Genomic DNA, 23,440 nt, shown 5'->3' with positions numbered 1-23,440 from the left:
CCGAGGGATCATGGAGCGTCCTATGCGTCTTCTGGTCGTGCCTCTGTTATTGCTGCCGTGGGCATTGCTGGCCCAGGCAGAGGCGTTGCCGGTGTTCCTCGACAGCCATGAAAACGAGCGTCGGCTGCCTGCCGCCAACCTGCCGATAGACACCTACCGCCCCGACACTGCGCGCCTGCGGCTGGCGCTGCCGGATGCCAATACGGCTGGTTGGGCACCTGCAAACACCCGGTTGGTGTTGCACAAGGTGCGTTTCGAGGGCGGCACGGTGTTGCCCCTGAGCGAGCTGCGCGACCACTACCAGCCGCTGATAGGGCACGAGACCACACTGGGCGAGTTGCAACAGTTCACCGAGCGCCTCACCCAACGCTATCGGCAGGACGGTTACCTGCTCTCGTATGCCTACCTGCCACCGCAGGATGTCGCAGACGGTCGCGTCCAGGTGGTGCTGGTGGAGGGCTATATCCAGGGCTACCGGTTGCAAGGCGACATCGGCTCGGCCCGCCGTTACCTGGAGCAGTTGCTGCAACGTTTGCAAGCCGAACGGCCGCTCACACGTGAAACGCTGGACCGCTACATCGGCATTGCCGAACGCATCCCCGGCGTTGCGCTCGACGCTGAACTGACCGCGGCGCATTCGCCTGAGGGTGCCGCTCACCTGACGGTGCACGCGCGGCGTAGGCCGTTTGCCGCTGGCGTTACCGTGAACGATGGCAGCCGTGAGGACGCCCAGGCGCTGTTCACCGTGGCCAGCAATGCCCAGACCCGCTATGCCGAACAGGTCCAGGCAAGCCTGCTGCTGCCTCCCGGGGATGATCAGGCCCATTACCAGCGTTTGGCTTACAGCCAGTACCTGGACGCCGAAGGCAGCCAGTTGTTGGTATCTGCTTCGCGCTATCGCAGCACGCCGGGCACCCGTATTCGCCTGGATGACGGCAGCGATCTCACGCAGAAGCGGGAAAGCGAGCGTTATTCGGTAGGCCTAGGCCAACCACTGATCGTCAGGCCGGATGAGTGGCTGACGGTGATGGGGCGCTTCTACGCGGTCAGCGAGCATCTCGAAGATCGGCCTGCGGGGCGTTTGCCGGTGCGCGAATACGATAACTACGTACGGGCGCTGTCATTCGAGGGCAACTGGCGCAAGGCCGAGGCTCGCCGCTTGCGGATCGTCAGTGCCGGGGTCTATCAAGGCCTGGATTACCTCGGCGCGCGCAGCGACGCCGACTATGACCTCGACTTCTTGCGGTTGCGCCTTTCGGGGTTGCAGAGCGATACCCTGTTCGACGCTTGGCAGGGGGTAGTGTCGGGCGCCCTGTACTGGAGCGACGACAAACTACCCGACAGCGAACGGGCGGTGTTTGGTGGGCAGGGTTTCGGCCGTGGTTACCCCCGTGACCAGGCAGCAGGGGACAAGGGCTGGGGTGTGGCGTACGAGCTCAACTACAGCGTTCGGCACAGCGGCGGCTGGCTTAAGGTGGTGCAGCCTTATGCGGTGCTCGATGCAGCGCGTGCCTGGTACAACGCCGGCAGGGTCAAGGATGCCCGGATGGCGTCTGCTGCGCTGGGGCTGCGGCTGGGGGATGGGCGTTATTTCGATGTTGCTGTGGAAGTAGCGAAACCTCTGGCGGATGCTGCCTTGGACAGCCTGAGCCGAACGCCACGCGTGACGCTCAGCTTCACCTATCAGATGCAATGAACCCCGCTCGATACGCTCCTGCGCAACACCGGCGTTCGTGGTCAGTGCGCGGTAAAGCGCTGATGCACCGGGGAAGAACTCGGCGTCAGCGCCAGCGCCAGTTGCGTGCGGTTGTGCATGTGGGTCAGGCGCAGCACCTGGGACACATAGAGCTTCACGGTGTTTTCAGTGATGCCCAGTTCGCAGGCGATCTGGTAGTTGGTCTTGCCTTTGCTGACCAACCGCGCCACTTCCAGTTGGCGCGGCGACAACTTCTCGAACACCGCTGGCAGCTCGCTTTCGCCTTCCTCGACATCATTGGCACGCCGATGCACACCCTGGCCGCGGGCCTTTTCAAGGTCGTGGTAGAGCTCGTCAACGGACGATGCCAGGTCCTGCAGGCGCTGGTTCAGGCCGCCCAGCTCTTTGAGGTTGCGCTGGCGCTCGAGCAATGCCTGCTCCTGGCGGCGAACGCCTTCGAGCAGTTCGACGAGGTTCATGGGCTTTTGATAGTAGTCGGCAAAACCTGCACGCAAGGCACGGATCACGTCCTGCTTGTCTGCACGGCCGGTCAGCATGATCGCTTCGAACATGCGCTTGGTGCCGGCAATGTCCTTCAGTGCGCGGACCAGTTCGATGCCATCGCGCTGCGGCATGTGCAGGTCGCACACCACCAGGCCAATGCTTTGATCGGCCAGGTAGCGCTCGATGGCCTGGTCGGTGGAATTGGCAGGGACGCAAGGGTGACCTTGGCTTTCGAGAAATTCACACAGTTGCTCGACGATCAATGGCTGGTCATCGACCACCAGCACCTTCACTTCACTCGACGGCTTGTTCACGATCAACTCCCTGTTCGTAATCGGCCCTGCTCCCGGGCCAGACGCTCTGGCAGCTTAAAAGTAGTCGTACTTTGCGAGTCTGTACAAGGCCCGTACAAGTTATCGGACCACAAATATGATTATTGGATCCATACCGCTGTCAGAAGAAACCCCGCCAGTACGTAGGGCACGAAGGCTTGTTTGTCGCCCATCTGCTCCGTCAGGGCCTGCAAGCGCTTCTTTACTTTGGGGTTGAGCAGGGTCCACAAGCGGCGACGGGTGAGCAGCCACAGCAGCACCGTGACCCCGGCCCCGATGAAGGTGCCGAGTACATATTGCGGGCTGGTGGCGAGGGCCAGGGCGCCCATCAGCTTGACGTCGTCGGCCCCGAAGCGCCCGAGCATGTAGCCGGGCAGGGTCAGCAGCATGACGATGGCCAGCGCCCAACCGGCATCGCTGGCCTCGGCGCCGATCCAGCTGTGGCCGGTAGCGAACAGCCAAGTCAGGGCGCAGGCCGCGACGCCGAGGGTCAGCAAGTTGGATATCTGGCGTTGACGCACATCCTGTTCGGAGCACAAGGCAAGCCACATCAAGAGAACAATGCTTTGCATTGGCAGGTCGCCTTCCCTAATTGTTGAACACTTCTACCCGGTCAGTCAGGTTTCCTTAACTGAAGATAGACGGGAACGTGCGGGGGAGTGCAGTTGGCAACGGAAAAAGGCGTGGTCGAAATGGATTATGTCGCGGTTGGCGCAGCGCTTTTGTGAGAGCGGCCCTATCGCAATGCAAGGCCGCTCCCACTAACTGCTACTTCTTGCTGCCCGGCGGGTAATTGGCCAATACCTTGGCCACGGTATTGTGAATGGCGCTATTGCGTTCTTCCGGGCTTGGCGGGTAATTGTTCATGATCTGTTCGGCACTGCCGCGCCACACCAGCTTGCCGTCATGCCCATCGAACATGTCGACCTGAATGGTGGCGACCTTGTAGTCGACACTGCGAGTTTCGTTGTACATCGGGCCGCCCCAGTAGCCGCCCCAGTAGCCACCCCACCCACCGCCATAGTTGGTGGTGATCTGTTGCTGGCGCTGCTCGACGATCAGGTACGTGCGTACGTTAAGGTCAGGCCGTGCCGTGCCCTGCACCGGGCGCAGGCCCCGCTGGTCGAGCTGGTCGGCAACGGCCTGGCGAATGCGCTGCTCGGTCAGGTCGCTCTTGATTCGAGGGTCGTCCGGGCGGTACTGCAAGCCGGGTTCTTGCCACGCCCAACTGCGATAGGCGGCAAAATCGCGGCTGGCGTCGAAATCCTGCTGGACGTTGTTGTTGGAGCAGGCCGCAAGTAATAGCGCAAATGACAGTAGAACGAGACGGCGCAACATGATGGTTCTCCGTTAGACGTTAACTGGGAGGATAGCCGCTGAGCGCCTTGTGCACAGAATCACGCAAGGCACTTTCGCGATCACGCGGCGAGTCCTTGTCGCTATTGCTTTCAGCACTGGCGCTCCACACCGGCTGGCCGTTGCGCGCGTCGAACAGATCGATGCGCACCACCATCACCTCGACCTCGTAGGTGCGCACGATCGGTACGCTGGCATAGGCACCGTAGCCATTGCGGTAGCCGCCATAACCAACACCGCCATAGGGGTAGGGGCCGTAGTAGGGGTCGTAGGTGTCATAGTCGCGCACTTGGCGCAGGCGTTTTTCCAGGCGCATGTCGGCGCTTACCAGCAAATCGCCGGTGCTGCCCCGTGCCGGGCGCAGGCCATGCTGGTCGAGCGCGCCGCTGATGGCATCGGCCAGTTGCGCCGGGTCGGCATTGGCCGTGCCGCTGGGCAACTGGCCGCCACGCCAGCTCCAGCTGCGATAGTGCCCATAGTCACGGGGCGGTGCCGGGTAGGCACTGGCGTCGAAGGTGGTGGCAGCCGCAGCAGGCGCGGGCGGTATCGGGCGGCCGCTGGCGACATACGGGTTGCTGCCCTGGCAGCCAGCCAGGGCGAGGGGCAGCAGGGCCAGGCACAACAGACGGTACGGCATGTATTCCTCCCGGCGGGCGGGGTCAGCGGGGGCGGCAGATCCAGTGCAGGTAGCGACCGAGCCCGGCAAAGCTTGGGTGCCTGCGGTGGGCCAGTTCCATTTCCAGAAGGTCGAGCAGTTCGGCCTTGGCCTGGAACTCCTTGGGCATGTAGTCGTGGAACACCCTGACACCACTCTGGCTTTCGACCTGCCACATAGGCTCAAGTTGCGCCTTGAGCTCACGTGGATCAAGTGGTTTCTGTGGGGTCAGGCTCTGCTTTTCACCTTCCAGGCGGTTGCTGCGCAACTTGCGGAAATGGCCCTTGAGCAGGTTGCGATAGACCAGCGCGTCGCGGTTGTAGAAGGCCAGTGAAAGCCACCCGGTGGGGGCAGTCAGCTGATGCAGCACGGGCAGGATGCTTTCGGGTTCGGCCAGCCATTCGAGCACAGCGTGGCACAGCACCAGGTCGTAGGGTTCGGTGAGTTGGCCGAGCAGGTCCTGCCACGGCGCCTGGATGAAGGTGGCCGTCTGGCCCGCTTCGGCAAAGCGCGCACGGGCACCGTCGAGCATGGGCGCGGCGGGCTCGGCCAGGGTCAGCTGGTGGCCGCGCTCAGCCAGCCACAGGGCCATGTGGCCCAGGCCTGCGCCGATATCGAGAATGCGCAGCGGGCGGTCGGGCAATGTTTCGGCCAGGTCGGCTTGCAGCACGGCCAGGCGAATTGCACCTTTGGCACCGCCGTAGATCTTTTCCGCGAAGCGGGTGGCCAGTTCATCGAAGTGACGGTCGTTCATCGCGCGAAGCGCCTCTCGCTGTCGGCCAGTTTGGCCCGTACCACCTGGTCCATGTCCAGGCCCAGCTCGCTGCACAGCAACAACAGGTAGAGGACCACATCGCCCACCTCCTGGCCGGCGTGGGCGAGTTTATCGGCGGGCAACTGGCGGGATTGGTCTTCGCTCAGCCACTGGAAGATTTCCACCAGCTCGGCCATTTCGACGCTGGCGGCCATGGCCAGGTTCTTTGGGCTGTGGAAGCCGCGCCAGTCGTTGTTGTCGCGGATCCGGTGCAGGCGTTCGGTGAGTTCTTGCAGGTTCATCGGGGCTCTCCTAATGCCGCATAGCTTCGGCGCAGGTCCGATGCAAAGCAAGAGGATTCGGGGACGGCTGCGCAGCCGCCACACGGCCTAGAGCTGATCCCAACGCCCGAGCATGTGCAGCAACTCGCCATGCCCATCCAGCCGCAGTTCCCCTGCGGGCCCGGCCTCACTGGCACTGAGCACCACCTCCGATGGCAACCGCACCGGCTTCAGGAAGTCCACCTCGAAGCCATAGCCACTGCTCGGCAGGTGCCCGCGCAACGCCGCAAGCGCCATGGCCTGGCTCCACATGCCATGGGCAATGGCCTTGGGAAACCCGAACAGTCGCGCACTGGCGGCGCTCAGGTGAATGGGGTTGTAGTCCCCGCACACCTTGGCGTATCGCCGGCCGATATCGCTGTCTGCATACCAGCGGCTCGCCTCTGTCAGTGGGCCCGGTTCGTGCTCTGCCAGCTCACTGGCCTGGCCTTCCAGGTGCAGCCCGCGTACCAGCATGCGGCTGGTTTCGCGCCAGAGCAGGCCCAGGCCATCTTCGGCTTCGGTGATCAGGTCGAAGGTGCCGCCCTTGGCATGAGGTTGCAGGTTGTCGGCGTACACCGCAAACCGTAACCCATCGATGCCACCCAGGGGGCGCAGCACCTCGATGCGGTTATACAGATGCACCAGCCCGAGCAGTGGGAAGGGGAAGTCGTGGCCGGTCAGCAGCTGCAACTGGAGGGGGAAGGCCATGACATGTGGATAAGTGCCCGGCAAGCGGCCATCGTCGGTGAAGTGGCAGAGCCGGCGGTAGGCCGCAAGGTTGTCGGGCTGGGCCCGAACGACGCAGCGCAGGCCTGTGTTCGGCAGGCTGTCGCCGCTGATTTTGCGTTTGCTGGCCGCGCGCAGGTAGAGGCTGGCGCGTGAGTCCGGGGCGTGCAGGTCGTGCCAATGTCTGCTCATGGTCAGGCTCCCATCAGTGCCTGGCCACAGACCCGCAGGACCTGGCCATTGACCGCACCGGAACCCGGCTGGCTGAGCCAGGCGATGGCCTCGGCAACATCCTGTGGCCGCCCGCCCTGGCCCAGTGAGCTCAAGCGGCGCCCGGCCTCGCGCAGCCCCATGGGCATGGCGGCGGTCATGTGCGTTTCAATGAAGCCGGGGGCCACGGCATTGATGCTGGCACCGCGCTCGGCGAGCTTTGGCGCCCAGGCTTCGGCGAAGCCGATCAGCCCGGCCTTGCTCGCCGCGTAGTTGGCCTGCCCACGGTTACCGGCGATGCCGCTGACCGAGGCCAGCAGGGTGATGCGCGCGTTGTCGCCGAGCGCGCCAGCGTCGTACAACGCCTGGGTAAGCACCTGCGGCGCCTTGAGGTTTACCGCCAGCACGGCGTCCCAGTATTCCGGGGTCATGTTGGCCAACGTCTTGTCCCGGGTGATGCCTGCGTTGTGCACCACGATGTCGATCCCCCCAGGCAGTGCTTCGAGCAGTTGCGCTGCTGCGTCGTTGGCGCAGATGTCCAGGCCCAGCGCCTGGCCGCCTAGCCGCGCGGCGAGGGCTTCGAGGTCTTGCCGCGCTTGCGGCACATCCAGCAGCACCACTTCAGCGCCGTCGCGCGCCAGGGTTTCGGCGATTGCCGCGCCTATACCGCGTGCCGCACCGGTCACCAGGGCGCGACGGCCGCCAAGCGGGCGGGTCCAATCCTCGACCTGGCTGGCGCAGGTTTCAAGGCGCAGGACCTGGCCAGAAATGAACGCGCTCTTGGGCGAGAGGAAAAAACGCAGTGCACCTTCCAGTTGGTCTTCGGCACCTTCAGCGAGATACAGCAGCTGCGCGGTCGCACCGTTGCGCAGCTCTTTGGCCAGCGAGCGGCTGAAACCTTCAAGTGCACGTTGCGCGACACTGGCCAGTGGGTCGTCGAGGCTCTCCGGGGCTCGGCCGAGGATTACCACATGGGCGCAAGGCGCCAGGCTGCGCAGCAATGGCTGGAAGAATTCGCGCAACTGCTTCAACTCGTCGCTGTCGGACAGATGAGTGGCATCGAACACCACGGCCTTGAGCTTCGGCCCCAGGCCCGCGACCCAGGCCTGTGCCTGCAAGCCTTCGGCATTGAAGCTGTAGAGTTCGTCGGTGAGGCGCGGGGCGATGGCCTCGACCCTGCTGGTCAGTGGCCCGCCACCGATTACCAGGGCGCCCTCCACCGGGCGCAGGCGGCCGGCCTGCCAGCGCTCCAGCGGGGCCGGGTGTGGCAGGCCAAGGGCATCCACAAGGCGGCGGCCGAGGTTGGAGTTGGCAAAGCCGAGGTAGCGATCGCTCATGAGTGGGTCTCCCTGAAGGCAAGCTTGAAAGTGTGGACCAACTTTGTGGCAAGGTCGTTCGAATGCGGTAAAAACACCTAGGCTGTACGGTTTAAATTGTTTCAGGAGGAACATGCGCATGCGTTCACCTCGCCGGGTCGCGATCCTGGGCGGCAACCGAATCCCGTTCGCCCGCTCCAATGGCGCCTACGCCACCGCCAGCAACCAGGCGATGCTTACCGTCGCCCTCGAGGGCCTGATCGAGCGCTACCGCTTGCATGGGCTTCAGCTGGGCGAAGTGGTGGCAGGCGCGGTGCTCAAGCATTCGCGTGACATGAACCTGACCCGCGAATGCGTGCTCGGTTCACGCTTGTCGCCGCGCACACCGGCCTACGACATCCAGCAGGCCTGCGGCACGGGGCTGGAGGCTGCACTGCTGGTGGCCAACAAGATTGCCCTGGGGCAGATCGACAGCGGCATTGCGGGCGGCGTGGATACCACCTCCGATGCGCCCATTGCCGTCAACGAAGGGTTGCGCCACATCCTGCTGGAGGCCAACCGGGGCAAAAGCCTGGCTGAACGGCTCAAACCCTTTCTCAAGTTGCGCCCTGGCCACCTGAAACCTGAGTTACCCCGCAATGGCGAGCCGCGCACAGGCCTGTCGATGGGCGAGCATTGCGAGCGAATGGCGCAGGCCTGGCGGATCGAGCGCAGTGCACAGGACGAACTGACCTTGCTCAGCCACCAACGGTTGGCAGCTTCTTATGCCGAAGGTTGGCAGGATGACCTGCTCACGCCTTTTCTGGCTTTGGGCCGTGACAACAACCTGCGCCCGGACTTGACCCTGGAACAACTGGCCACGCTCAAGCCAGCCTTCGACCGCAGCGGCTTGGGCACGCTGACGGCAGGCAATTCCACGCCGTTGACCGACGGTGCTTCGCTGGTGCTGCTGGGCAGCGAAGCATGGGCGCAGGAACAGGGGCTCTCGGTGCTGGCCTATCTGGTAGACGGCGAAACCGCTGCGGTGGATTTCGTCAACGGCCGCGAAGGCCTGTTGATGGCGCCGGTGTATGCGGTGCCGCGCTTGTTGGCGCGCAATGGCCTGACCCTGCAAGACTTTGACTACTACGAAATCCACGAAGCGTTCGCGGCCCAGGTGTTGTGTACGCTCAAGGCCTGGGAGGACGCGGACTATTGCCGTGAGCGGCTGGGGCTGGACGCAGCGCTTGGCGCGATCGATCGCAGCAAGCTCAACGTCAAGGGCAGTTCGTTGGCGGCGGGGCATCCGTTCGCGGCGACGGGTGGGCGGGTGCTGGCCAACCTGGCCAAGCTGCTGGCGACGGCAGGCAAGGGGCGGGGGTTGATCTCGATCTGTGCGGCGGGTGGGCAAGGGGTGACGGTCATCGTCGAGCGGTGATCTTGCGGGATGGCGCCACAGTCATCCCCCCAGCTGTTAGGCTTGTCCGATCAGAACTACAAGAAACCGCCATGCCGATCATCGGACACCCACGGCCCATCCCCGCATTGGACCATCTGCCCAGGCCGCTGTATGCCCGCGCCGAAAGCCTCGGTGCCGGTTCCTGGACCACCCGCCATCAGCACGATTGGGTGCAGTTCTCCTACGCCATCAGCGGCGTGCTGGGTGTATACACCCGCGAAGGCAGCTATTTCGCGCCCCCCCAGTGGGGCGTGTGGGTGCCTGCGGATGCCGAACACGAGGTGGTGACATCGATGCAGGCCGAAATGCGCAGCCTGTACGTTCGCCGCGATGCCTGCCCGTGGGCACCGGAGCACTGCCGGGTGCTGGAGGTGACGCCGTTGGCGCGGGAGTTGATCAAGCAGTTCTGCCTGCTCCCGGCAGACTACCCGGAAGATGACAGCGCCGAGGCGCGATTGGTCGCGGTGCTGCTCGACCAGTTGCGCACGTTGCCCGAGGTGGGCTTCTCGTTGCCGCTGCCACGCCATCCAGGGTTGCTGGCACTGTGCAATGGCCTGATCGCGGCGCCAGACCAGCCACAGACCCTGCAGCAATGGGCGCAGCAACTGGCATGTTCGGAAAAGACGCTGATGCGGCTGTTTCAGCGGGAGACCGGGTTGAGTTTTCGCAACTGGCGGCAGCGTATGCGGCTGTTGTCATCGCTGGCGTTGCTGGAGGCGGGGGATAACGTGACGGAGGCGGCGTTGGGCTGCGGTTATGACTCGACCTCGGCTTACATCGCAGCGTTCAAGCAATTGTTCGGAGCGACGCCGGGGGAGCTGAAGTTTTAACCTCCAGCGCCCTGTACCGGCCTGGGTAAACCCCAGAGGCCGGTAACAGAGGCCGGTTGGCCGATCAGGTGCGGAAGCGTCGCACCAGTGCATCCAGTTCGTTGGACAGCCCTGCCAGGCTTTGCGAGTCCTGCCGCGCAGCCTGGGCAAGTTCGGCCACCAGTTGCGCATCGCCGTGGATCTGGCTGATGTGCCGGTTGATGTCCTCGGCTACCTGGTGCTGCTCTTCGGCCGCCGTGGCGATCTGCGTGTTCATGTCGCGAATCACATCCACCGACTCACGGATCTGGCCAAAGCTGTCGCGGGCCAGGCCAATGCGGCTGACCGATTGCTGCGACACTTCCAGGCTGGCGTGCATCTGCTCGGCGACTTCGGCAGTGCGGCTGGCCAGGTTGCCCAGCAGGCCGTCGATCTCGGCGGTGGAGTCGGCAGTACGCTTGGCCAGCGCCCGCACTTCATCGGCAACCACGGCGAAGCCCCGGCCCTGTTCACCGGCGCGGGCGGCCTCGATCGCGGCGTTGAGCGCCAGCAGGTTGGTTTGCTCGGCAATCGAGCGGATGGTGCCGAGGATCGACTGGATGGCGTTGCTGTCGCGCTCCAGTTGCTGGATCGACTGGGCCGATTGCTCGATTTCCTGGCTCAGGCGATCGACGCTGTGCACCGCCGCATCGATTTGCTGCTGGCCTTCACGGGCCTGCTGCTGGCCGCTGTCGGCCGACTGCGCCGCCTGGCTGCAGGAGCGGGCGACTTCGTTGGCGGTGGCGACCATTTCGTGGAAGGCAGTGGAAACCATGTCCACGGCTTCACGCTGGCGCCCGGCAGCCTCGGCCATGTCGTTGGACACCTGGGTCGAGCTGGTGGAGGTGCTGAGGATCTTGCTGGCCGCAGCGCCGATGTGCTGGATCAGGCTGCGAATCGCGCCGAGGAACTGGTTGAACCAGTTGGCCAGTTGGGCGGTTTCGTCACGGCCGCGTACTTCAAGGTTGCGGGTCAGGTCGCCTTCGCCCTGGGCAATGTCTTCCAGGCCGCTGGTAACGCTGTTGATCGGGCGCACGATCAGCTTGGCGAAGGCTGCACCGACCACGGCGAACAGTGCTGCCAGCACCAGTGCGATGGTGCCGATCAGCCAAGTCAGGCGGGTGGTGGTCTGCATCACCTCGCTCTGCTCGATCAGGCCGATGAAGGTCCAGCCCAGTTGTTCGTCGGGGTAGATGTTGGCCATGTAGCGCACGCCGTTCAGCTCGACCTCGACCAAGCCTTTACCTGCCTTGGCCAGGGCGGCATAGCCGTCGCCGAAGCTGCCCAGTTGCTTGAAGTTGTGGCTGGCATCGCGCGGGTCGACCATCACGTTGCCGTTGTTTTCCACCAGCATCAGGTAGCCGCTTTCGCCCAGCTTGATCTGCTGGACGATCTGCGTCAGGCCCTTGAGCGAAACGTCGATGTTGACCACGCCGCCCGGGTTGCCAAGCTGGTTGGCCACGGCGCGCACGGTGCTCACCAGCACGGCGTCGTCGGCAGCCCAGTAGTAGGCGCCGGTACGCAGGGTCTTGCCTGGGTTGGCCATGGCCAACTGGTACCAGGGGCGAGGGCGCGGGTCGTAGTTGACGAACTTCTGCCCCGCCGGCCAGCCGACATAGCCGCCGTCACTCACACCGTAGGAAAGGTAGGCGTAACCCGGGTGCGAATCGGCCAGGCGGGTGAAGAATTCGAGCACTTGCTTGTCTTGATCGCCCAGTTCGTATGACGGGTTGGCGCTCATGAACTTGTTCAGGTTGTTGCCCGTGGCCGCGATCATCGGTTGCGAGGCCAGGTATTCGACGTTCTGGTTGATGCCCTGGAAGAAGATGTTCATCGCGTTGCTGACCTGGCGAATTTCCCGGCTGCTGCTGTCGAGGAATCCATCGCGGGCTTCGCCGCGCAGGTTGAGGACCACCAAGGTGGCCACGAGAACGATGGGCAAGCCGGCGATGACCGCGAATGCCCAGGTCAGTTTCTGTTTGATGCTCATCGACGCTCCCGGAATTTTTATATTGTCGACACACGAGGCAGGTAGTTACTGCATCGGCAGCGCCCGGGATTAGATGAAGGCAAATGCCCGTATTTATTAGGGAATGTCGCAGCAGGCGATGATTCGGTCGTGTTTAGGCGAATATGGCATACCAAAGCCTCGCCGCGCGGCTCAGCGGCAACATTCGCTCACTTTGCCGTTGGCCAGATCCTTGAGGATCGGACAGTCCGGCCGCTCATCCCCTTGGCAGTGGGAAACCAGATCGCCGAGGGTATCGCGCAGGCTCACCAGCTCTTCGATGCGCCGGTTCAGCTCGTCGATATGCTGCATGGCCAGCGCCTTGACGTCGGCACTGGCGCGCTGGCGGTCTTGCCAGAGCGTCAGCAGTTTGCCGACCTCTTCCAGGGAAAACCCCAGATCGCGTGAGCGCTTGATGAACGCCAGGCTGTGCAGGTCTTCTGGCTGGTACAGGCGGTAGCCGCTGTCGCTGCGGGTGGCCGGCTTGAGCAGGCCGATGGACTCGTAATAGCGGATCATCTTGGTGCTGAGCCCGCTGCGGCGGGCGGCCTGGCCGATGTTCATGGAGCCTCCTGGGTGCTGCTGGTGGGTTTCCAGGTCTTCAGCCATAGCGCATTGCTGACCACACTGACGCTGGACAGGGCCATGGCGGCGCCGGCCAGTACCGGGTTGAGGTAACCCAGCGCGGCCAAGGGGATACCGACCAGGTTGTAGATGAACGCCCAGAACAGGTTCTGGCGGATCTTCGCGTAGGTCTTGCGGCTGATCTCCAGGGCTGCCGGTACCAGGCGGGGGTCACCGCGCATCAGGGTGATGCCGGCGGCCTGCATGGCCACGTCTGTGCCACCGCCCATGGCGATGCCGATGTCGGCCGCAGCAAGGGCCGGGGCATCGTTGATGCCGTCGCCTACCATTGCCACCACGCCGTCCTGTTTGAGCGCCGTCACGGTGGCGGCCTTGTCGGCTGGCAGCACTTCGGCGTACACGTCGTCGATGCCGAGGGCGTCGGCAACCACCTTGGCGCTGCCGCGGTTGTCGCCGGTCAGCAGGTGGCTGCTGATATGTTGGGCGTGCAGGGTATCGATAGCCTGCGCAGCACCCGGCTTGAGGCTGTCGCCGAAGGCGAACAGGCCCAGCACCCGGGGTTGTGCGCCGCGCTCCACAAGCCACGACAGCGTACGGCCTTCGGCTTCCCAGGCGTGGGCCTTGGCGGCCAGGCCACCGGGTTGCAACATGCTTTCATCAAGCAGGCGGCGATTGCCCAGGGCCAGATCACGGCCTTCCACGTGCCCGGCGATACCCCGCCCGGTCAGCGACTGGCTGTCGACCACCGCAGGCACCTCCAACTGCTGCTCGGCGCACGCATCCAGCACGGCCTTGGCCAACGGGTGCTCACTGCCGCGCTGAAGGGCGCCGGCCAAGCGGTGCAGCTCGGCGGTGCTGCCGACCAGCGCCTGGCTGTGGACCACCCGGGGGCTGCCGGAGGTGAGGGTGCCGGTCTTGTCGAAGACCACCCGGTTGACCGCATGGGCACGCTCCAGGGCCTCGGCGTCCTTGATCAGGATGCCGTGGCGGGCGGCCACGCCGGTGCCGGCCATGATCGCCGCCGGCGTGGCCAGGCCGAGCGCACAGGGGCAGGCGATCACCAGCACGGCGACCGCGTTGATCAGCGCGGTTTCCAGCGGGGCGCCGGCCAGCCACCAGCCAATCAGGGTGACCAGCGCGATCACCAGCACGGCCGGGACAAAGACCTGGCTGACCCGGTCCACCAACTTCTGAATGGGCGCCTTGGCCGCCTGGGCATCTTCGACCAGGCGGATGATGCGAGCCAGCACGGTTTCAGTGCCCAGTGCCTGGGTGCGCACCAGCAGACGACCTTCGCCATTGATGGCGCCACCGGTGACGGGGTCGCCAGGTTGTTTGGGCACCGGCAGGCTCTCACCGCTGATCAGGGCCTCGTCGGCGTGGCTGCTGCCTTCCTCGACTTGGCCATCGACTGGGAACCGCTCACCGGGCTTGACCACTACCAGGTCACCGAGCCGCAACTGGGCGATCGCCACATCTTCCTCACGGCCATCTATCACGCGCACCGCGCGTTCGGGGCGCAGGGCTTCAAGGGCGCGGATGGCGCTGGCGGTCTGGCGCTTGGCGCGGCTTTCGAGGTATTTGCCCAGCAAGACCAGGGCAATGACCACGGCCGAGGCTTCGAAGTACAGGTGTGGCGCCATACCGGCCGGGGCTTGTGCCCATTGGTACAGGCTCAGGCCGTAGCCGGCACTGGTGCCCAGGGCCACCAGCAGGTCCATGTTGCCGGCACCGGCACGCACGGCCTTCCAGGCCGCCACATAGAAGCGCGCACCGAGAATGAACTGCACGGGCGTTGCCAGCACAAACTGCGCCCAGGCGGGCAGCATCCAGTGCAGGCCGAAGGGCTGCACCAGCATCGGCAACACCAGCGGCAGGGCCAGCAGCAGGGCAGCAGCGACGGCCAGGCGTTCGTTGCGCAGGCGGCGCTGGGCATCGCCCTGCTCATCCTTGCCCGCATGCGGCAGGCTGGCGCTGTAGCCGGCCTTTTCCACGGTGTTGATCAAAAGACTGTCGTCGAGGGCCGCGAGCACCTCGAGGTGCGCGCGTTCGCTGGCCAGGTTGACGCTGACCTGCTCGACCCCGGGCAGTTTGCCGAGCGCGCGTTCGACACGGCCGACGCAGCTGGCGCAGGTCATGCCGCCGATCTGCAGCTCGACGGTGCGGGTGGGTACGCCGTAGCCGGCTTCGCGCACGGCGTCGAGCAAGGCCGGCAGGCTGCTGGCCGGGGCCTGAACCCGGGCCTGTTCGGTGGCAAGGTTGACGCTGACCTGTTCAGCGCCGTCGACCTTGCGCAGGGCGCGCTCGACCCGGCCGGCACAGCTGGCGCAGGTCATGCCGGAAATCGGCAGGTCGAACGTGGTGGATGCGGGCATGGCTGTCCTCCTTGGATTGGCCTCCAGCATCAACCTTGCCACGTAGGCAAGGTCAATAGCCGAGGCCGGCGCGCTTCAATTCCAGCCCATTGTGGCCCATGGCAATCCGGTATTTGTTGATCTGGCCCGCCTGCAGGTTCAAACGCGTGCTGCGCTGGTCTTCGATACCCGCAGCGCAACCGGGCGCTTGCCCTGGCAGTAGGCGCAGGCGCACATCCACTGGGCCGGGTGGCAGGTTGAAGGAGGTGGACTGCTCCTGGAACATGCGCCCGGAAAGCTGGTCGTTGAGGTAGACGCCAATTTCGCAACTGGTGGCCACTTCCAGGCGCTCCCGGGAGATGATCAATACGCTGTAGTCAGAGTTGCCCTCGGCGCTGGCCGGTGGCACCGCAGCCAGCGCGCTCAAAAGCCCGACGACGCCCAATGCTGCCCTGAACATGAAAAATCTCCTGCTTGCCTGATCGTCAAAGGCGCAGCTTGGCCGACGTGAGCGCGGATTTCCAGCCCGGGCGCTTGCAAGGGCTTGACCTTGACCCGATGGCAAGCTTGAAACTGCGTCAAAACCTGAAGGAGGTAACCCCATGCAAGTGTTCAATGTACAAGGCATGACCTGTGGCCATTGTGTCAAAGCGGTGACCCGGGCAGTGCAGGCGCAAGATGCCGCGGCTCAGGTCGAGGTCGACCTGGCGGGCAAGCAGGTGCGGGTGCAGAGTGCGATGGCGGTGGAGCAGATCCTCACGGCGATCCGTGACGAGGGTTATCAAGCCGAAGTGGCCTGATGCCCAGGGGCGCTTGGTGCCCCTTTTGTTGCAAATGTTTTCATGCTGATGGAGCCCTTAGCAGGTAGACTTACGCACTTGCTTAGCCTGCTATGGATTCCTGATGAACCTGCGAATGGTGCTGATCCTGGGCGCATTGAGTGCGTTCGGGCCTTTGGCGATCGACTTTTACCTGCCCGCCTTCCCGGCCATGGCGCAGGCTTTCGCCACCGATGAAAAACACGTCCAGACCACCTTGGCCGCCTACTTCCTTGGCCTGTCCATCGGCCAGTTGGCGTATGGTCCGGTGGCCGACCGCTTCGGGCGGCGCAAGCCTCTGCTGTTTGGCGTGACACTGTTTACCCTGGCCTCGCTGGCGTGCGCCTATGCCCCCAACCTCGATACCCTGGTGTTGGCGCGGTTCGTCCAGGCGCTGGGCGGCTGCGCCGGGATGGTGCTGTCGCGGGCGATCGTCAGTGACAAGTGCGACCCGGTGGCGTCGGCCAAAGTGTTTTCGCAACTGATGCTGGTGATGGGCCTGGCGCCGATCCTCGCGCCGATGCTGGGCGGGGTGTTGGTGAACCTGGCGGGCTGGCAGTCGATCTTCCTGGTGCTGAGCCTGTTCAGTGCCGCCTGCCTGCTGGCGGTCAGCCTGGGCCTGCCGGAGAGCCTGCCGGCGGACATGCCGCGCCAACCGCTGTCGGGGGCGTTGCGCCAGTACCTGCGCCTGCTCAATGACCGGGTGTTCCTCGGCCATGCCTTGACCGGTGGTATTGCCATTGCCGGTATGTTTGCCTACATCGCCGGCTCGCCTTTCGTCTTCATCAAGCTGTATGGCGTGCCTGCCGAGCATTACGGCTGGTTGTTCGGCACCAATGCGGCAGGTTTTATCCTCGTGGCGCAGGTCAATGCACGCTTGCTGGCCAAGCGTGGCCCGGCTTTCTTGCTGGTGCGCGCAGTGTGGATGTACCTGGCCGCAGGTTTGCTGTTGCTTGGCGTTGCCGCGCTGCGGCCGAGCCAATTGTGGCCGCTGCTGGTGCCGTTGTTCGTGTGCATCGCAAGCCTGGGCTGCATCATCCCCAATGCCTCGGCCTGCGCCATGAGTGGGCAGGGTGCACGGGCAGGCAGCGCCTCGGCATTGATGGGCTGCCTGCAGTTCAGCGTCGCCGCGGGCGCAGCGGCATTGGTCGGGTTGTTGCACGATGGCAGTGCGGTGCCGATGACACTGGTGATCAGCCTGTGCGGGGCACTGGTGGTCAGTGTCGCGCTGCTGACCCGGCGCTTGCAGGCCAGGCGGCCTGCGTAAGCGGGTGGGGCGCCTGCAGGCGGGTTTCCAAGGTGGCGACGAAGGCACGTGCTTCGGCCTCGCTGCGGAAACTGACCACGTGTTGGTCGAGCTGAACCTGCCAGGGGCAGATCGGGTTGCGGCTCGACGCACTGACGACAATTTTCATCGCGGCATACCTCCAATGGGGTTGAGAGCGGATGAAGTGTAGCGCTGTGCCCTGTGCATGCCATGACCGGTATCTGCGTTCTGACTGACGGTCAGTGGCGCTGTTATTTCCCACATTACTTCATGCTGCCCGGGTGTAATGCCTGGAAGCATGTAGAAGCTTCGCTTTTGTTTGCGCTATTTATGGAAGCCCGCTGTCGGCCGCATCCGAACGTACTCCGGGCGATTTTTCCTCATGCCCTGTCTGTGCCCCGCAAAGTTCTGGGGCATTGTTCATCTGCGCGGTTTCGGCGCGTTCCACGAACCTGCACATCATCTCGCATGGGTAGGCATACCCAATGGACTTCAGACAGGCGGGCCGCATCCGCTGGCTGCCTGAGCGGGGTTTTCTGCGGCTTATACTGCCCCCTAGAGCCAGTGTCAGCGAGAGGGGTTTCCCTGTCGGTACTGGCAATTATCAGGCAGGCGATCCGCGTTGCCAGGGTTGGCCATTGCATCCACATGTGAACGTGCAGGGAGTTACAGGGATATGAACGCAGTCAGCAGTATCAGCCAGATCGCCAGCCTGATGGCCGACCCCAAGCGCAGTGCCATGCTCTGGGCGTTGATCGACGGCACGCCGCGCCTGGCGAACGAGCTCGCGATGATGACCGGGTTGACGTCATCCTCCGCTTGCGCCCACCTTTCGTTGCTGTCTTCGGCCGGTTTGCTCAGGCACGAAGCGCGCGGGCGTAAACGCTACTTCCGCTTGGCTACCCCGCAGGTGGGGGCTGCGGTGGAGGCATTGGCCAGCGTGCAGTTGTGCAGCGCCAAAGCGCACCCGCCCGAGGCAACTGCCACGCAACTGCCCATGTCGCTACGCAGGGCGCGGCGTTGCGGTGACCATCTGGGGGGGGAGCTTGCCGGCGAGTTGTACCAACGGCTGGTCGCGGCCGGCTGGCTGGAGGGCACCGACCGTCAACTGATGGTCAGTGAGCGAGGGCGGGCAGAGCTGGCGCTGGTGGGCGTTTACATCGACGCCCTGGCGCCACACCAGCAACGGGGTTGCGTGATCTGCCGCTGCACCGACTGGAACAACCAGGGCCCTCACCTGGGGGGCGTGCTCGGGCAGGCCCTGTTCAGGCTGTTTCTGCAGTCCGGCTGGATGCGCGAGTCCGAGGATACGCGGGCATTGCATATCTCGGCGCTGGGCATCCAGCACATCAATCGCATTGCCCGCGTCACGACGTTGCAGGTCGGCTGACCGCAACGCCACCCGCCAATCAGACCAGCCGCGCGTCCAGGCTGTTTTGCGCCAGGCGGCGGGCCTGGTCTTCGGTCATGCCCAGGTGAGTGTGCAGGGCATGGAAGTTTTCGGTGACGTAGCCGCCGAAGTAGGCAGGGTCGTCCGAGTTGACCGTGACCTTCACCCCACGTTCGAGCATGTCCAGGATGTTGTGCTGGCGCATGTGGTCGAACACGCAGAGCTTGGTGTTTGACAGGGGGCAGACGGTCAGGGGGATCTGCTCGTCGATGATGCGTTGCATCAGGCGCTCGTCTTCGATGGCGCGCACGCCATGGTCGATGCGTTTGATCTTCAACAGGTCCAGGGCTTCCCAGATGTATCCGGGCGGGCCTTCTTCACCGGCGTGGGCAACGGCGACGAAGCCTTCGCTGCGGGCGCGGTCGAACACACGCTGGAACTTGCTAGGCGGGTGGCCCATTTCAGAGCTGTCCAGGCCTACGGCGATGAACGCATCGCGGAAGGGCAGGGCCTGGTCGAGTGTCTTGTGCGCTTCTTCTTCGCTGAGGTGGCGCAGGAAGCTCAAGATCAGGCCACTGCTGATGCCCAGCTGGTCACGGCCATCCTTGAGGGCCTGGTTGATGCCGTTGAGCACCACTTCGAAAGGGATACCGCGGTCGGTATGGGTTTGCGGGTCGAAGAAGGGTTCGGTGTGGATGACGTTCTGCGCCTTGCAGCGTTGCAGGTAGGCCCAGGTCAGGTCGTAGAAGTCCTGCTCGGTACGCAATACATCCGCGCCTTGGTAATAGAGGTCTAGGAATTCCTGCAGGTTGTTGAAGGCGTAGGCGCCACGCAGTGCCTCTACATCGGCCCAGGGCAGGGCGATCTTGTTGCGCTCGGCCAGGGCAAACAGCAGCTCGGGCTCCAGCGAGCCCTCCAGGTGCAGGTGCAGTTCGGCCTTGGGCAGGGCGTTCAACCAGTCATACATAGGTGGTTATCTCGATCAGGTACGGTTGCCGCCATTCTACAGGGCCTGGCCAGGCAATGCGCCCGGCCAGGCCCTGTGTTGGCTCAACCGGCGATCAGTTGCGCGGCGGCCTGGCGGTGGTTGGCGATCAGGCCCTGGATATCCAGGCCTTCGATCTGGCCGTCGACCACCCGCCACTGGCCACCGATCATGACCCGGTCGGCGCGGTCGGCTCCGCACAGCAGCAGCGCCGACAGCGGGTCATGGCTGCCCGAGAAGCGCAGCTCGTCGAGTTTGAACATTGCCAGGTCGGCTTGCTTGCCAACGGCCAGCTCACCAATGTCCTGGCGCCCGAGCAGGCGTGCCGAACCCCGTGTCGCCCAACCCAGGGCACGCTCCGGGGTGATCTGCTCGGCGCCATAGCGCAGGCGCTGCAGGTACAGGGCCTGACGGGCTTCGAGGATCATGTTGGAGGCATCGTTGGAGGCTGACCCGTCGACGCCCAGGCCCAGCGGGGCACCGGCGGCTTCAAGGTCCACGGTCGGGCAGATGCCCGAGGCCAGGCGCATGTTCGAGCTCGGGCAGTGGCAGATGCCGGTGCCGGCCGCGCCCAGGCGGGCGATTTCGTCGGCATTGAAGTGAATGCCGTGAGCCAGCCAGGTGCGTGGGCCGAGCCAGCCGACGCTGTCCAGGTAGTCCACTGTGCGCAGGCCGAAGCGTTGCAGGCAGAAGTCTTCCTCATCGAGGGTTTCCGCCAGGTGGGTGTGCAGGCGCACGTCCAGTTCTTCGGCGAGCGTGGCGCTGGCCCGCATGATTTCAGGCGTGACCGAGAAGGGCGAGCAGGGCGCCAGGGCAATCTGGATCTGCGCACCGTCACCGCGTTCATGGTAGCTGTGGATAAGCCGCTGGCTGTCGGCCAGAATCACCTCGCCCTGTTGCACCGTTTGCTGCGGGGGCAGGCCGCCGTCGTCTTCGCCCAGGCTCATCGAGCCGCGGGTCAGCATCGCGCGCATGCCCAGCTGGCGCACCACGTCGACTTGCACGTCGATGGCATTGTCCAGGCCTTGGGGGAACAGGTAATGGTGATCGGCGGCGGTCGTGCAACCCGACAGCAGCAGTTCGGCCAGTGCTACCTGGCTGGCCAGTGCCAGTTTCGCGGGGGTCAGGCGTGCCCACACCGGGTACAGCGTCTTCAACCAGGGGAACAGTGGCTGGTTGACCACAGGTGCCCAGGCCCGGGTGAGGGTCTGGTAGAAGTGGTGGTGGGTGTTGATCAGGCCCGGGGTGACCACATGCTCGCGGGCATCGAACACTTGGTCGCAGGGTTGGCTGGGGCTTTCGCCGAGGGCCAGAAGCTGTGTGATACGGCCGTCTTCGATGACCAGCCCGCCACGGGCGTCGGTGTCGTTGGCGGTGAAGATGGCAAGCGGGGATTTCAACCAGATGCGGGTCGCAGGCATGGTGCCGGCTCCTCTGAAAGTGGGTTCAGGTTAGCCAGCTCAGTGTTGCCCTGTCTGCTGATCCAGGTCCGCCGCGGGGGCGAGGCATCGAGTCTACTGCCTCGCCACGCAGCTTTCAATTCACCAGGTCAGGGGCTCACCTTTGTAGTTGATGAAGCGCAGGCCGCCCTTGCCGCTTTGCGCCTTGATCTGCTCGAGCATGCCGCGGGTGCTGGTGAGTACGTCGATCTCGGCGTTCTCGCCGCCCATGTCGGTCTTCACCCAGCCAGGGTGCATGGCCAGTACGCAAAGGCCGGGGCGCTGCTGTTCGACCACGAAGCTGTTGATCATCGAGTTCAGCGCCGCCTTGCTGGCTTTGTACAGGCAGACTTCACCGCCGTCCGGCACGGTCACGCTGCCCAGGATCGAGCTCATGAAGGCCAGCACGCCGCTGCCCTCGCGAACCTGGCCGACCAGGCGCCGGGCGACGCGGATGGGCGCCACTGCGTTGGTCATGAACAGGTCGCCGATGTCCTGGTTGCGGACGGTTTCCAGGTCTTGTGGCAGCGGGCCCATGACGCCGGCGTTGACGAACAGCAGGTCGAACACTTCGCCTTGCAGGCGTTGCTTCAGCCCGTCGAGCTGCGCGGTGTCATTCATCTCCAGCTGCTCGATGCGCACACCGGGGACACTGGCCAAGGCGCCGGCCTTTTGCGGGTCGCGCACCGTGGCGATGACGTTCCAGCCGTCCTCTTGCAGGCGTTGCACCAAGCCCAGGCCAAGCCCACGGGAGGCGCCGATGATGAGTGCGGTTTTTGCGGTGGCCATGTGGACGCGCTCCTTGATCGATTGCAAAAGAAAGGTATTGAGGATACTGCAGACTGGCAATTGCCGCCTTGCCCGCCTTTGGTTAATTAATGATCAGTTGCGCCAGCCCTTGTGTGGCTGGGCGTTTGGCCTGTTGGCTAACGGGTTATCCACAGGCTGTTCCACAGTTATTGTGTGCAAGCCACACGGGTTGCCGGGGCCGCCTTGTGAATCGGGTTTGGGGATAACCCTCAGGGTTTCAGTCATTTGCAGCTGTCATCAAATAGTGATCAAAATATGATCAAAGCTCTGCGGGCCTTGAGAACCCTAGCCTGCAAGAGAGTGCCCCAAGCTTATCCACAGGCAGGCCCACAGTTCATGTGCGTAATGTTCAGCGTGCTTCGAGCAGTATGCGCCCACGGCTCAGGTCGGCCAGCTGCTGTTGCAGCGCGGCCAGCTGGGCTTCACCCACCGCAATGTGCAGGTCTACGCCATTGGCGGTGAACTGTTCATCCAGCACCAGGCCGTCAGCCTCTGCCAGGCGCAGCTTCAGCAACGCCAGCTCGCTGAAGCTGCAACTGCAGGTGAATTCGCTGCGTTGCACCAACAACCGCTTGGGAGCCTGTTGCAGGCATTTGTTGGCGCCGCCGCCATAGGCCCTGGCCAGGCCTCCGGTGCCCAGCTGGATGCCGCCGTACCAGCGGATCACCAGCACCACCACCTGATCGCAGTCTTGCGCTTCGATGGCCGCCAGGATCGGGCGACCGGCGGTGCCACCCGGCTCGCCATCGTCATTGCTGCGGTACTGGCCGCCCAGCTTCCAGGCCCAGCAGTTGTGGGTCGCGGCCAGGTCACTGTGGCGTTCGATGAAGCTCATCGCCTCGGCAGCACTGGTAATCGGGCCGGCGAGGGTGATGAAACGGCTTTTGCGGATTTCTTCACGAAACTCGCAGAGGTCGAGCAGGGTAGAAGGCATAAATGGCTGTCAGGCACTCGGCTTGATGCCGCACCCCTTGAGAATGATGTGGATAAGGTTGTTGCTGGCGTCTTCCATGTCTTGCTTGGTCAGGCGGCTGCGGCCGGTGACCTGGCAGATCTGCGTGGCGAAGTCGGCGTAGTGCTGGGTGCTGCCCCAGAGCAGGAAGATCAGGTGCACCGGGTCGACCGGGTCCATCTTGCCCGCTTCGATCCAGGCCTGGAACACCGCTGCCCGGCCACGGAACCACTCGCGGTAGTCGGCGCTGAAGTACTCGTTCAGGCAACTGCCGCCGCTGATCACCTCCATGGCGAAGATCCGCGAGGCCTGCGGGTTGCGCCGCGAGAACTCCATCTTGGTGCGGATGTAATGGCTCAGCGCTTCGCCGGGGTCGTCCTCGACGCTCAAGGCGTTGAAGGTGCTGTCCCACAGTTCGATGATGTTGCTCAGCACGGCAATGTACAGGCCCAGCTTGTTGGTGAAGTAATAATGCAGGTTGGCCTTGGGCAAACCGGCCTTCAGGGCAATGGTGTTCATGCTGGTGCCCTTGAAGCCATGGCGGGCGAATTCGTCTTCGGCGGCCTGGATGATGGCCTGTTCGTTCTTCTGGCGGATGCGGCCGGCGGGCTTGCCCGAGGCGGAGAGGCGATGCGCTGGGACTTCAAGGGTCATGGACGATTCCGTACGGGTCA

The 23,440-nt window shown here is 64.1% G+C and carries 24 protein-coding genes and 1 pseudogene; 6 read left to right on the top strand and 19 right to left on the bottom strand.

The features are described from left to right. Positions 1 to 22 precede the first annotated feature (22 nt). Positions 23 to 1,696 (top strand): ShlB/FhaC/HecB family hemolysin secretion/activation protein, encoded by a 1,674-nt coding sequence (locus tag DJ563_RS18040; protein WP_434518120.1) that lies wholly within the window; start codon positions 23 to 25, stop codon positions 1,694 to 1,696. A gap of 41 nt (positions 1,697 to 1,737) precedes the next feature. Here the strand turns inward: DJ563_RS18040 and DJ563_RS18035 are convergent, their stop codons facing one another. From DJ563_RS18035 to DJ563_RS18000, 8 genes are all read right to left on the bottom strand, one after another. After that, positions 1,738 to 2,514: a response regulator gene (locus DJ563_RS18035; RefSeq protein ID WP_434518119.1), complete on the bottom strand. Its 777-nt coding sequence runs from the start codon at positions 2,512 to 2,514 to the stop codon at positions 1,738 to 1,740. Between the two features lie 119 nt (positions 2,515 to 2,633). Beyond that, a complete protein-coding gene (locus tag DJ563_RS18030; RefSeq protein ID WP_434518118.1) occupies positions 2,634 to 3,104 on the bottom strand; it encodes a prepilin peptidase in 471 nt (156 codons plus the stop codon). A 196-nt stretch (positions 3,105 to 3,300) separates the two neighbouring features. Next, complete coding sequence (locus DJ563_RS18025; protein WP_434518117.1) at positions 3,301 to 3,870, bottom strand: DUF4136 domain-containing protein; 570 nt, start codon at positions 3,868 to 3,870, stop codon at positions 3,301 to 3,303. A gap of 19 nt (positions 3,871 to 3,889) precedes the next feature. Further along, positions 3,890 to 4,525, bottom strand: coding sequence for a DUF4136 domain-containing protein (locus tag DJ563_RS18020; protein ID WP_434518116.1), 636 nt, complete (start codon positions 4,523 to 4,525; stop codon positions 3,890 to 3,892). A gap of 22 nt (positions 4,526 to 4,547) precedes the next feature. Further along, on the bottom strand, positions 4,548 to 5,297 hold the full coding sequence (locus DJ563_RS18015) for a methyltransferase (RefSeq protein ID WP_033703375.1): 750 nt from the start codon (positions 5,295 to 5,297) through the stop codon (positions 4,548 to 4,550). Further along, on the bottom strand, positions 5,294 to 5,599 hold the full coding sequence (locus tag DJ563_RS18010; protein ID WP_274100525.1) for a MazG-like family protein: 306 nt from the start codon (positions 5,597 to 5,599) through the stop codon (positions 5,294 to 5,296). The genes DJ563_RS18015 and DJ563_RS18010 overlap by 4 nt, the downstream gene beginning before the upstream one ends. A gap of 87 nt (positions 5,600 to 5,686) precedes the next feature. Beyond that, positions 5,687 to 6,538: a MaoC family dehydratase gene (locus DJ563_RS18005; protein WP_274100524.1), complete on the bottom strand. Its 852-nt coding sequence runs from the start codon at positions 6,536 to 6,538 to the stop codon at positions 5,687 to 5,689. Positions 6,539 to 6,540: 2 nt separating this feature from the next. Beyond that, the gene (locus DJ563_RS18000) at positions 6,541 to 7,893 is read right to left on the bottom strand and encodes a 3-oxoacyl-ACP reductase (RefSeq protein WP_434518115.1); all 1,353 of its coding nucleotides are present in this window, start codon (positions 7,891 to 7,893) and stop codon (positions 6,541 to 6,543) included. Positions 7,894 to 8,011: 118 nt separating this feature from the next. Here DJ563_RS18000 and DJ563_RS17995 point away from each other — a divergent pair, with 118 nt between their 5' ends. Both DJ563_RS17995 and DJ563_RS17990 read left to right on the top strand, forming a co-directional pair. After that, positions 8,012 to 9,289, top strand: coding sequence for an acetyl-CoA C-acetyltransferase (locus DJ563_RS17995; RefSeq protein WP_274100027.1), 1,278 nt, complete (start codon positions 8,012 to 8,014; stop codon positions 9,287 to 9,289). A 71-nt stretch (positions 9,290 to 9,360) separates the two neighbouring features. Next, positions 9,361 to 10,140 (top strand): AraC family transcriptional regulator, encoded by a 780-nt coding sequence (locus DJ563_RS17990; RefSeq protein WP_274100028.1) that lies wholly within the window; start codon positions 9,361 to 9,363, stop codon positions 10,138 to 10,140. Positions 10,141 to 10,204: 64 nt separating this feature from the next. On the opposite strand, the gene DJ563_RS17985 is transcribed toward DJ563_RS17990, so the two are convergent. The 5 genes and pseudogenes from DJ563_RS17985 to DJ563_RS17965 all read right to left on the bottom strand — a co-directional run bounded on the left by DJ563_RS17985 (position 10,205) and on the right by DJ563_RS17965 (position 15,565). Beyond that, a complete protein-coding gene (locus DJ563_RS17985; RefSeq protein ID WP_371856447.1) occupies positions 10,205 to 10,933 on the bottom strand; it encodes a methyl-accepting chemotaxis protein in 729 nt (242 codons plus the stop codon). 129 nt (positions 10,934 to 11,062) lie between these two features. Further along, positions 11,063 to 11,992, bottom strand: a pseudogene (locus tag DJ563_RS17980) (HAMP domain-containing protein); the annotation flags it as partial. Between the two features lie 327 nt (positions 11,993 to 12,319). Beyond that, on the bottom strand, positions 12,320 to 12,730 hold the full coding sequence (cueR, locus tag DJ563_RS17975) for a Cu(I)-responsive transcriptional regulator (RefSeq protein ID WP_033703368.1): 411 nt from the start codon (positions 12,728 to 12,730) through the stop codon (positions 12,320 to 12,322). Beyond that, on the bottom strand, positions 12,727 to 15,126 hold the full coding sequence (locus DJ563_RS17970) for a heavy metal translocating P-type ATPase (RefSeq protein ID WP_434518114.1): 2,400 nt from the start codon (positions 15,124 to 15,126) through the stop codon (positions 12,727 to 12,729). The genes cueR and DJ563_RS17970 overlap by 4 nt, the downstream gene beginning before the upstream one ends. Before the next feature lie 52 nt (positions 15,127 to 15,178). Next, on the bottom strand, positions 15,179 to 15,565 hold the full coding sequence (locus tag DJ563_RS17965; RefSeq protein ID WP_274100030.1) for a hypothetical protein: 387 nt from the start codon (positions 15,563 to 15,565) through the stop codon (positions 15,179 to 15,181). A gap of 142 nt (positions 15,566 to 15,707) precedes the next feature. Here DJ563_RS17965 and DJ563_RS17960 point away from each other — a divergent pair, with 142 nt between their 5' ends. Together DJ563_RS17960 and DJ563_RS17955 are read left to right on the top strand one after the other, a co-directional pair. Next, positions 15,708 to 15,905: a heavy-metal-associated domain-containing protein gene (locus DJ563_RS17960; protein WP_033703365.1), complete on the top strand. Its 198-nt coding sequence runs from the start codon at positions 15,708 to 15,710 to the stop codon at positions 15,903 to 15,905. Positions 15,906 to 16,008: 103 nt separating this feature from the next. After that, a complete protein-coding gene (locus DJ563_RS17955) occupies positions 16,009 to 17,190 on the top strand; it encodes a multidrug effflux MFS transporter (RefSeq protein WP_033703364.1) in 1,182 nt (393 codons plus the stop codon). Here DJ563_RS17955 and DJ563_RS17950 read toward each other — a convergent pair. Further along, positions 17,141 to 17,338, bottom strand: coding sequence for a hypothetical protein (locus DJ563_RS17950; protein WP_033703362.1), 198 nt, complete (start codon positions 17,336 to 17,338; stop codon positions 17,141 to 17,143). The genes DJ563_RS17955 and DJ563_RS17950 overlap by 50 nt on opposite strands. Before the next feature lie 528 nt (positions 17,339 to 17,866). Between DJ563_RS17950 and DJ563_RS17945 the strand changes: the two genes are divergently transcribed. Then, positions 17,867 to 18,580, top strand: coding sequence for a transcriptional regulator (locus tag DJ563_RS17945; RefSeq protein WP_434518113.1), 714 nt, complete (start codon positions 17,867 to 17,869; stop codon positions 18,578 to 18,580). A 19-nt stretch (positions 18,581 to 18,599) separates the two neighbouring features. On the opposite strand, the gene DJ563_RS17940 is transcribed toward DJ563_RS17945, so the two are convergent. From DJ563_RS17940 to DJ563_RS17920, 5 genes are all read right to left on the bottom strand, one after another. Continuing rightward, on the bottom strand, positions 18,600 to 19,547 hold the full coding sequence (locus tag DJ563_RS17940) for an adenosine deaminase (protein WP_434518112.1): 948 nt from the start codon (positions 19,545 to 19,547) through the stop codon (positions 18,600 to 18,602). An 83-nt stretch (positions 19,548 to 19,630) separates the two neighbouring features. Continuing rightward, positions 19,631 to 20,986, bottom strand: a complete 1,356-nt coding sequence (locus tag DJ563_RS17935; RefSeq protein WP_434518111.1) for an 8-oxoguanine deaminase — start codon at positions 20,984 to 20,986, stop codon at positions 19,631 to 19,633. Between the two features lie 120 nt (positions 20,987 to 21,106). Beyond that, the gene (locus DJ563_RS17930; protein WP_033703357.1) at positions 21,107 to 21,793 is read right to left on the bottom strand and encodes an SDR family oxidoreductase; all 687 of its coding nucleotides are present in this window, start codon (positions 21,791 to 21,793) and stop codon (positions 21,107 to 21,109) included. A gap of 370 nt (positions 21,794 to 22,163) precedes the next feature. After that, positions 22,164 to 22,748, bottom strand: coding sequence for an IMPACT family protein (locus tag DJ563_RS17925; protein ID WP_033703355.1), 585 nt, complete (start codon positions 22,746 to 22,748; stop codon positions 22,164 to 22,166). 9 nt (positions 22,749 to 22,757) lie between these two features. Continuing rightward, positions 22,758 to 23,420 carry a TetR/AcrR family transcriptional regulator gene (locus tag DJ563_RS17920; RefSeq protein ID WP_186660716.1) on the bottom strand — a complete coding sequence of 221 codons (663 nt, stop codon included), beginning with the start codon at positions 23,418 to 23,420 and terminating at the stop codon, positions 22,758 to 22,760. Positions 23,421 to 23,440: the final 20 nt, after the last annotated feature.

It is taken from the genome of Pseudomonas sp. NFX1 (assembly GCF_051123555.1).
Taxonomy (GTDB): domain Bacteria; phylum Pseudomonadota; class Gammaproteobacteria; order Pseudomonadales; family Pseudomonadaceae; genus Aquipseudomonas; species Aquipseudomonas capeferrum.
The sequence above is the reverse complement of the archived record's forward strand: the minus strand, read 5'-3'. Positions and strand labels throughout refer to the sequence as shown.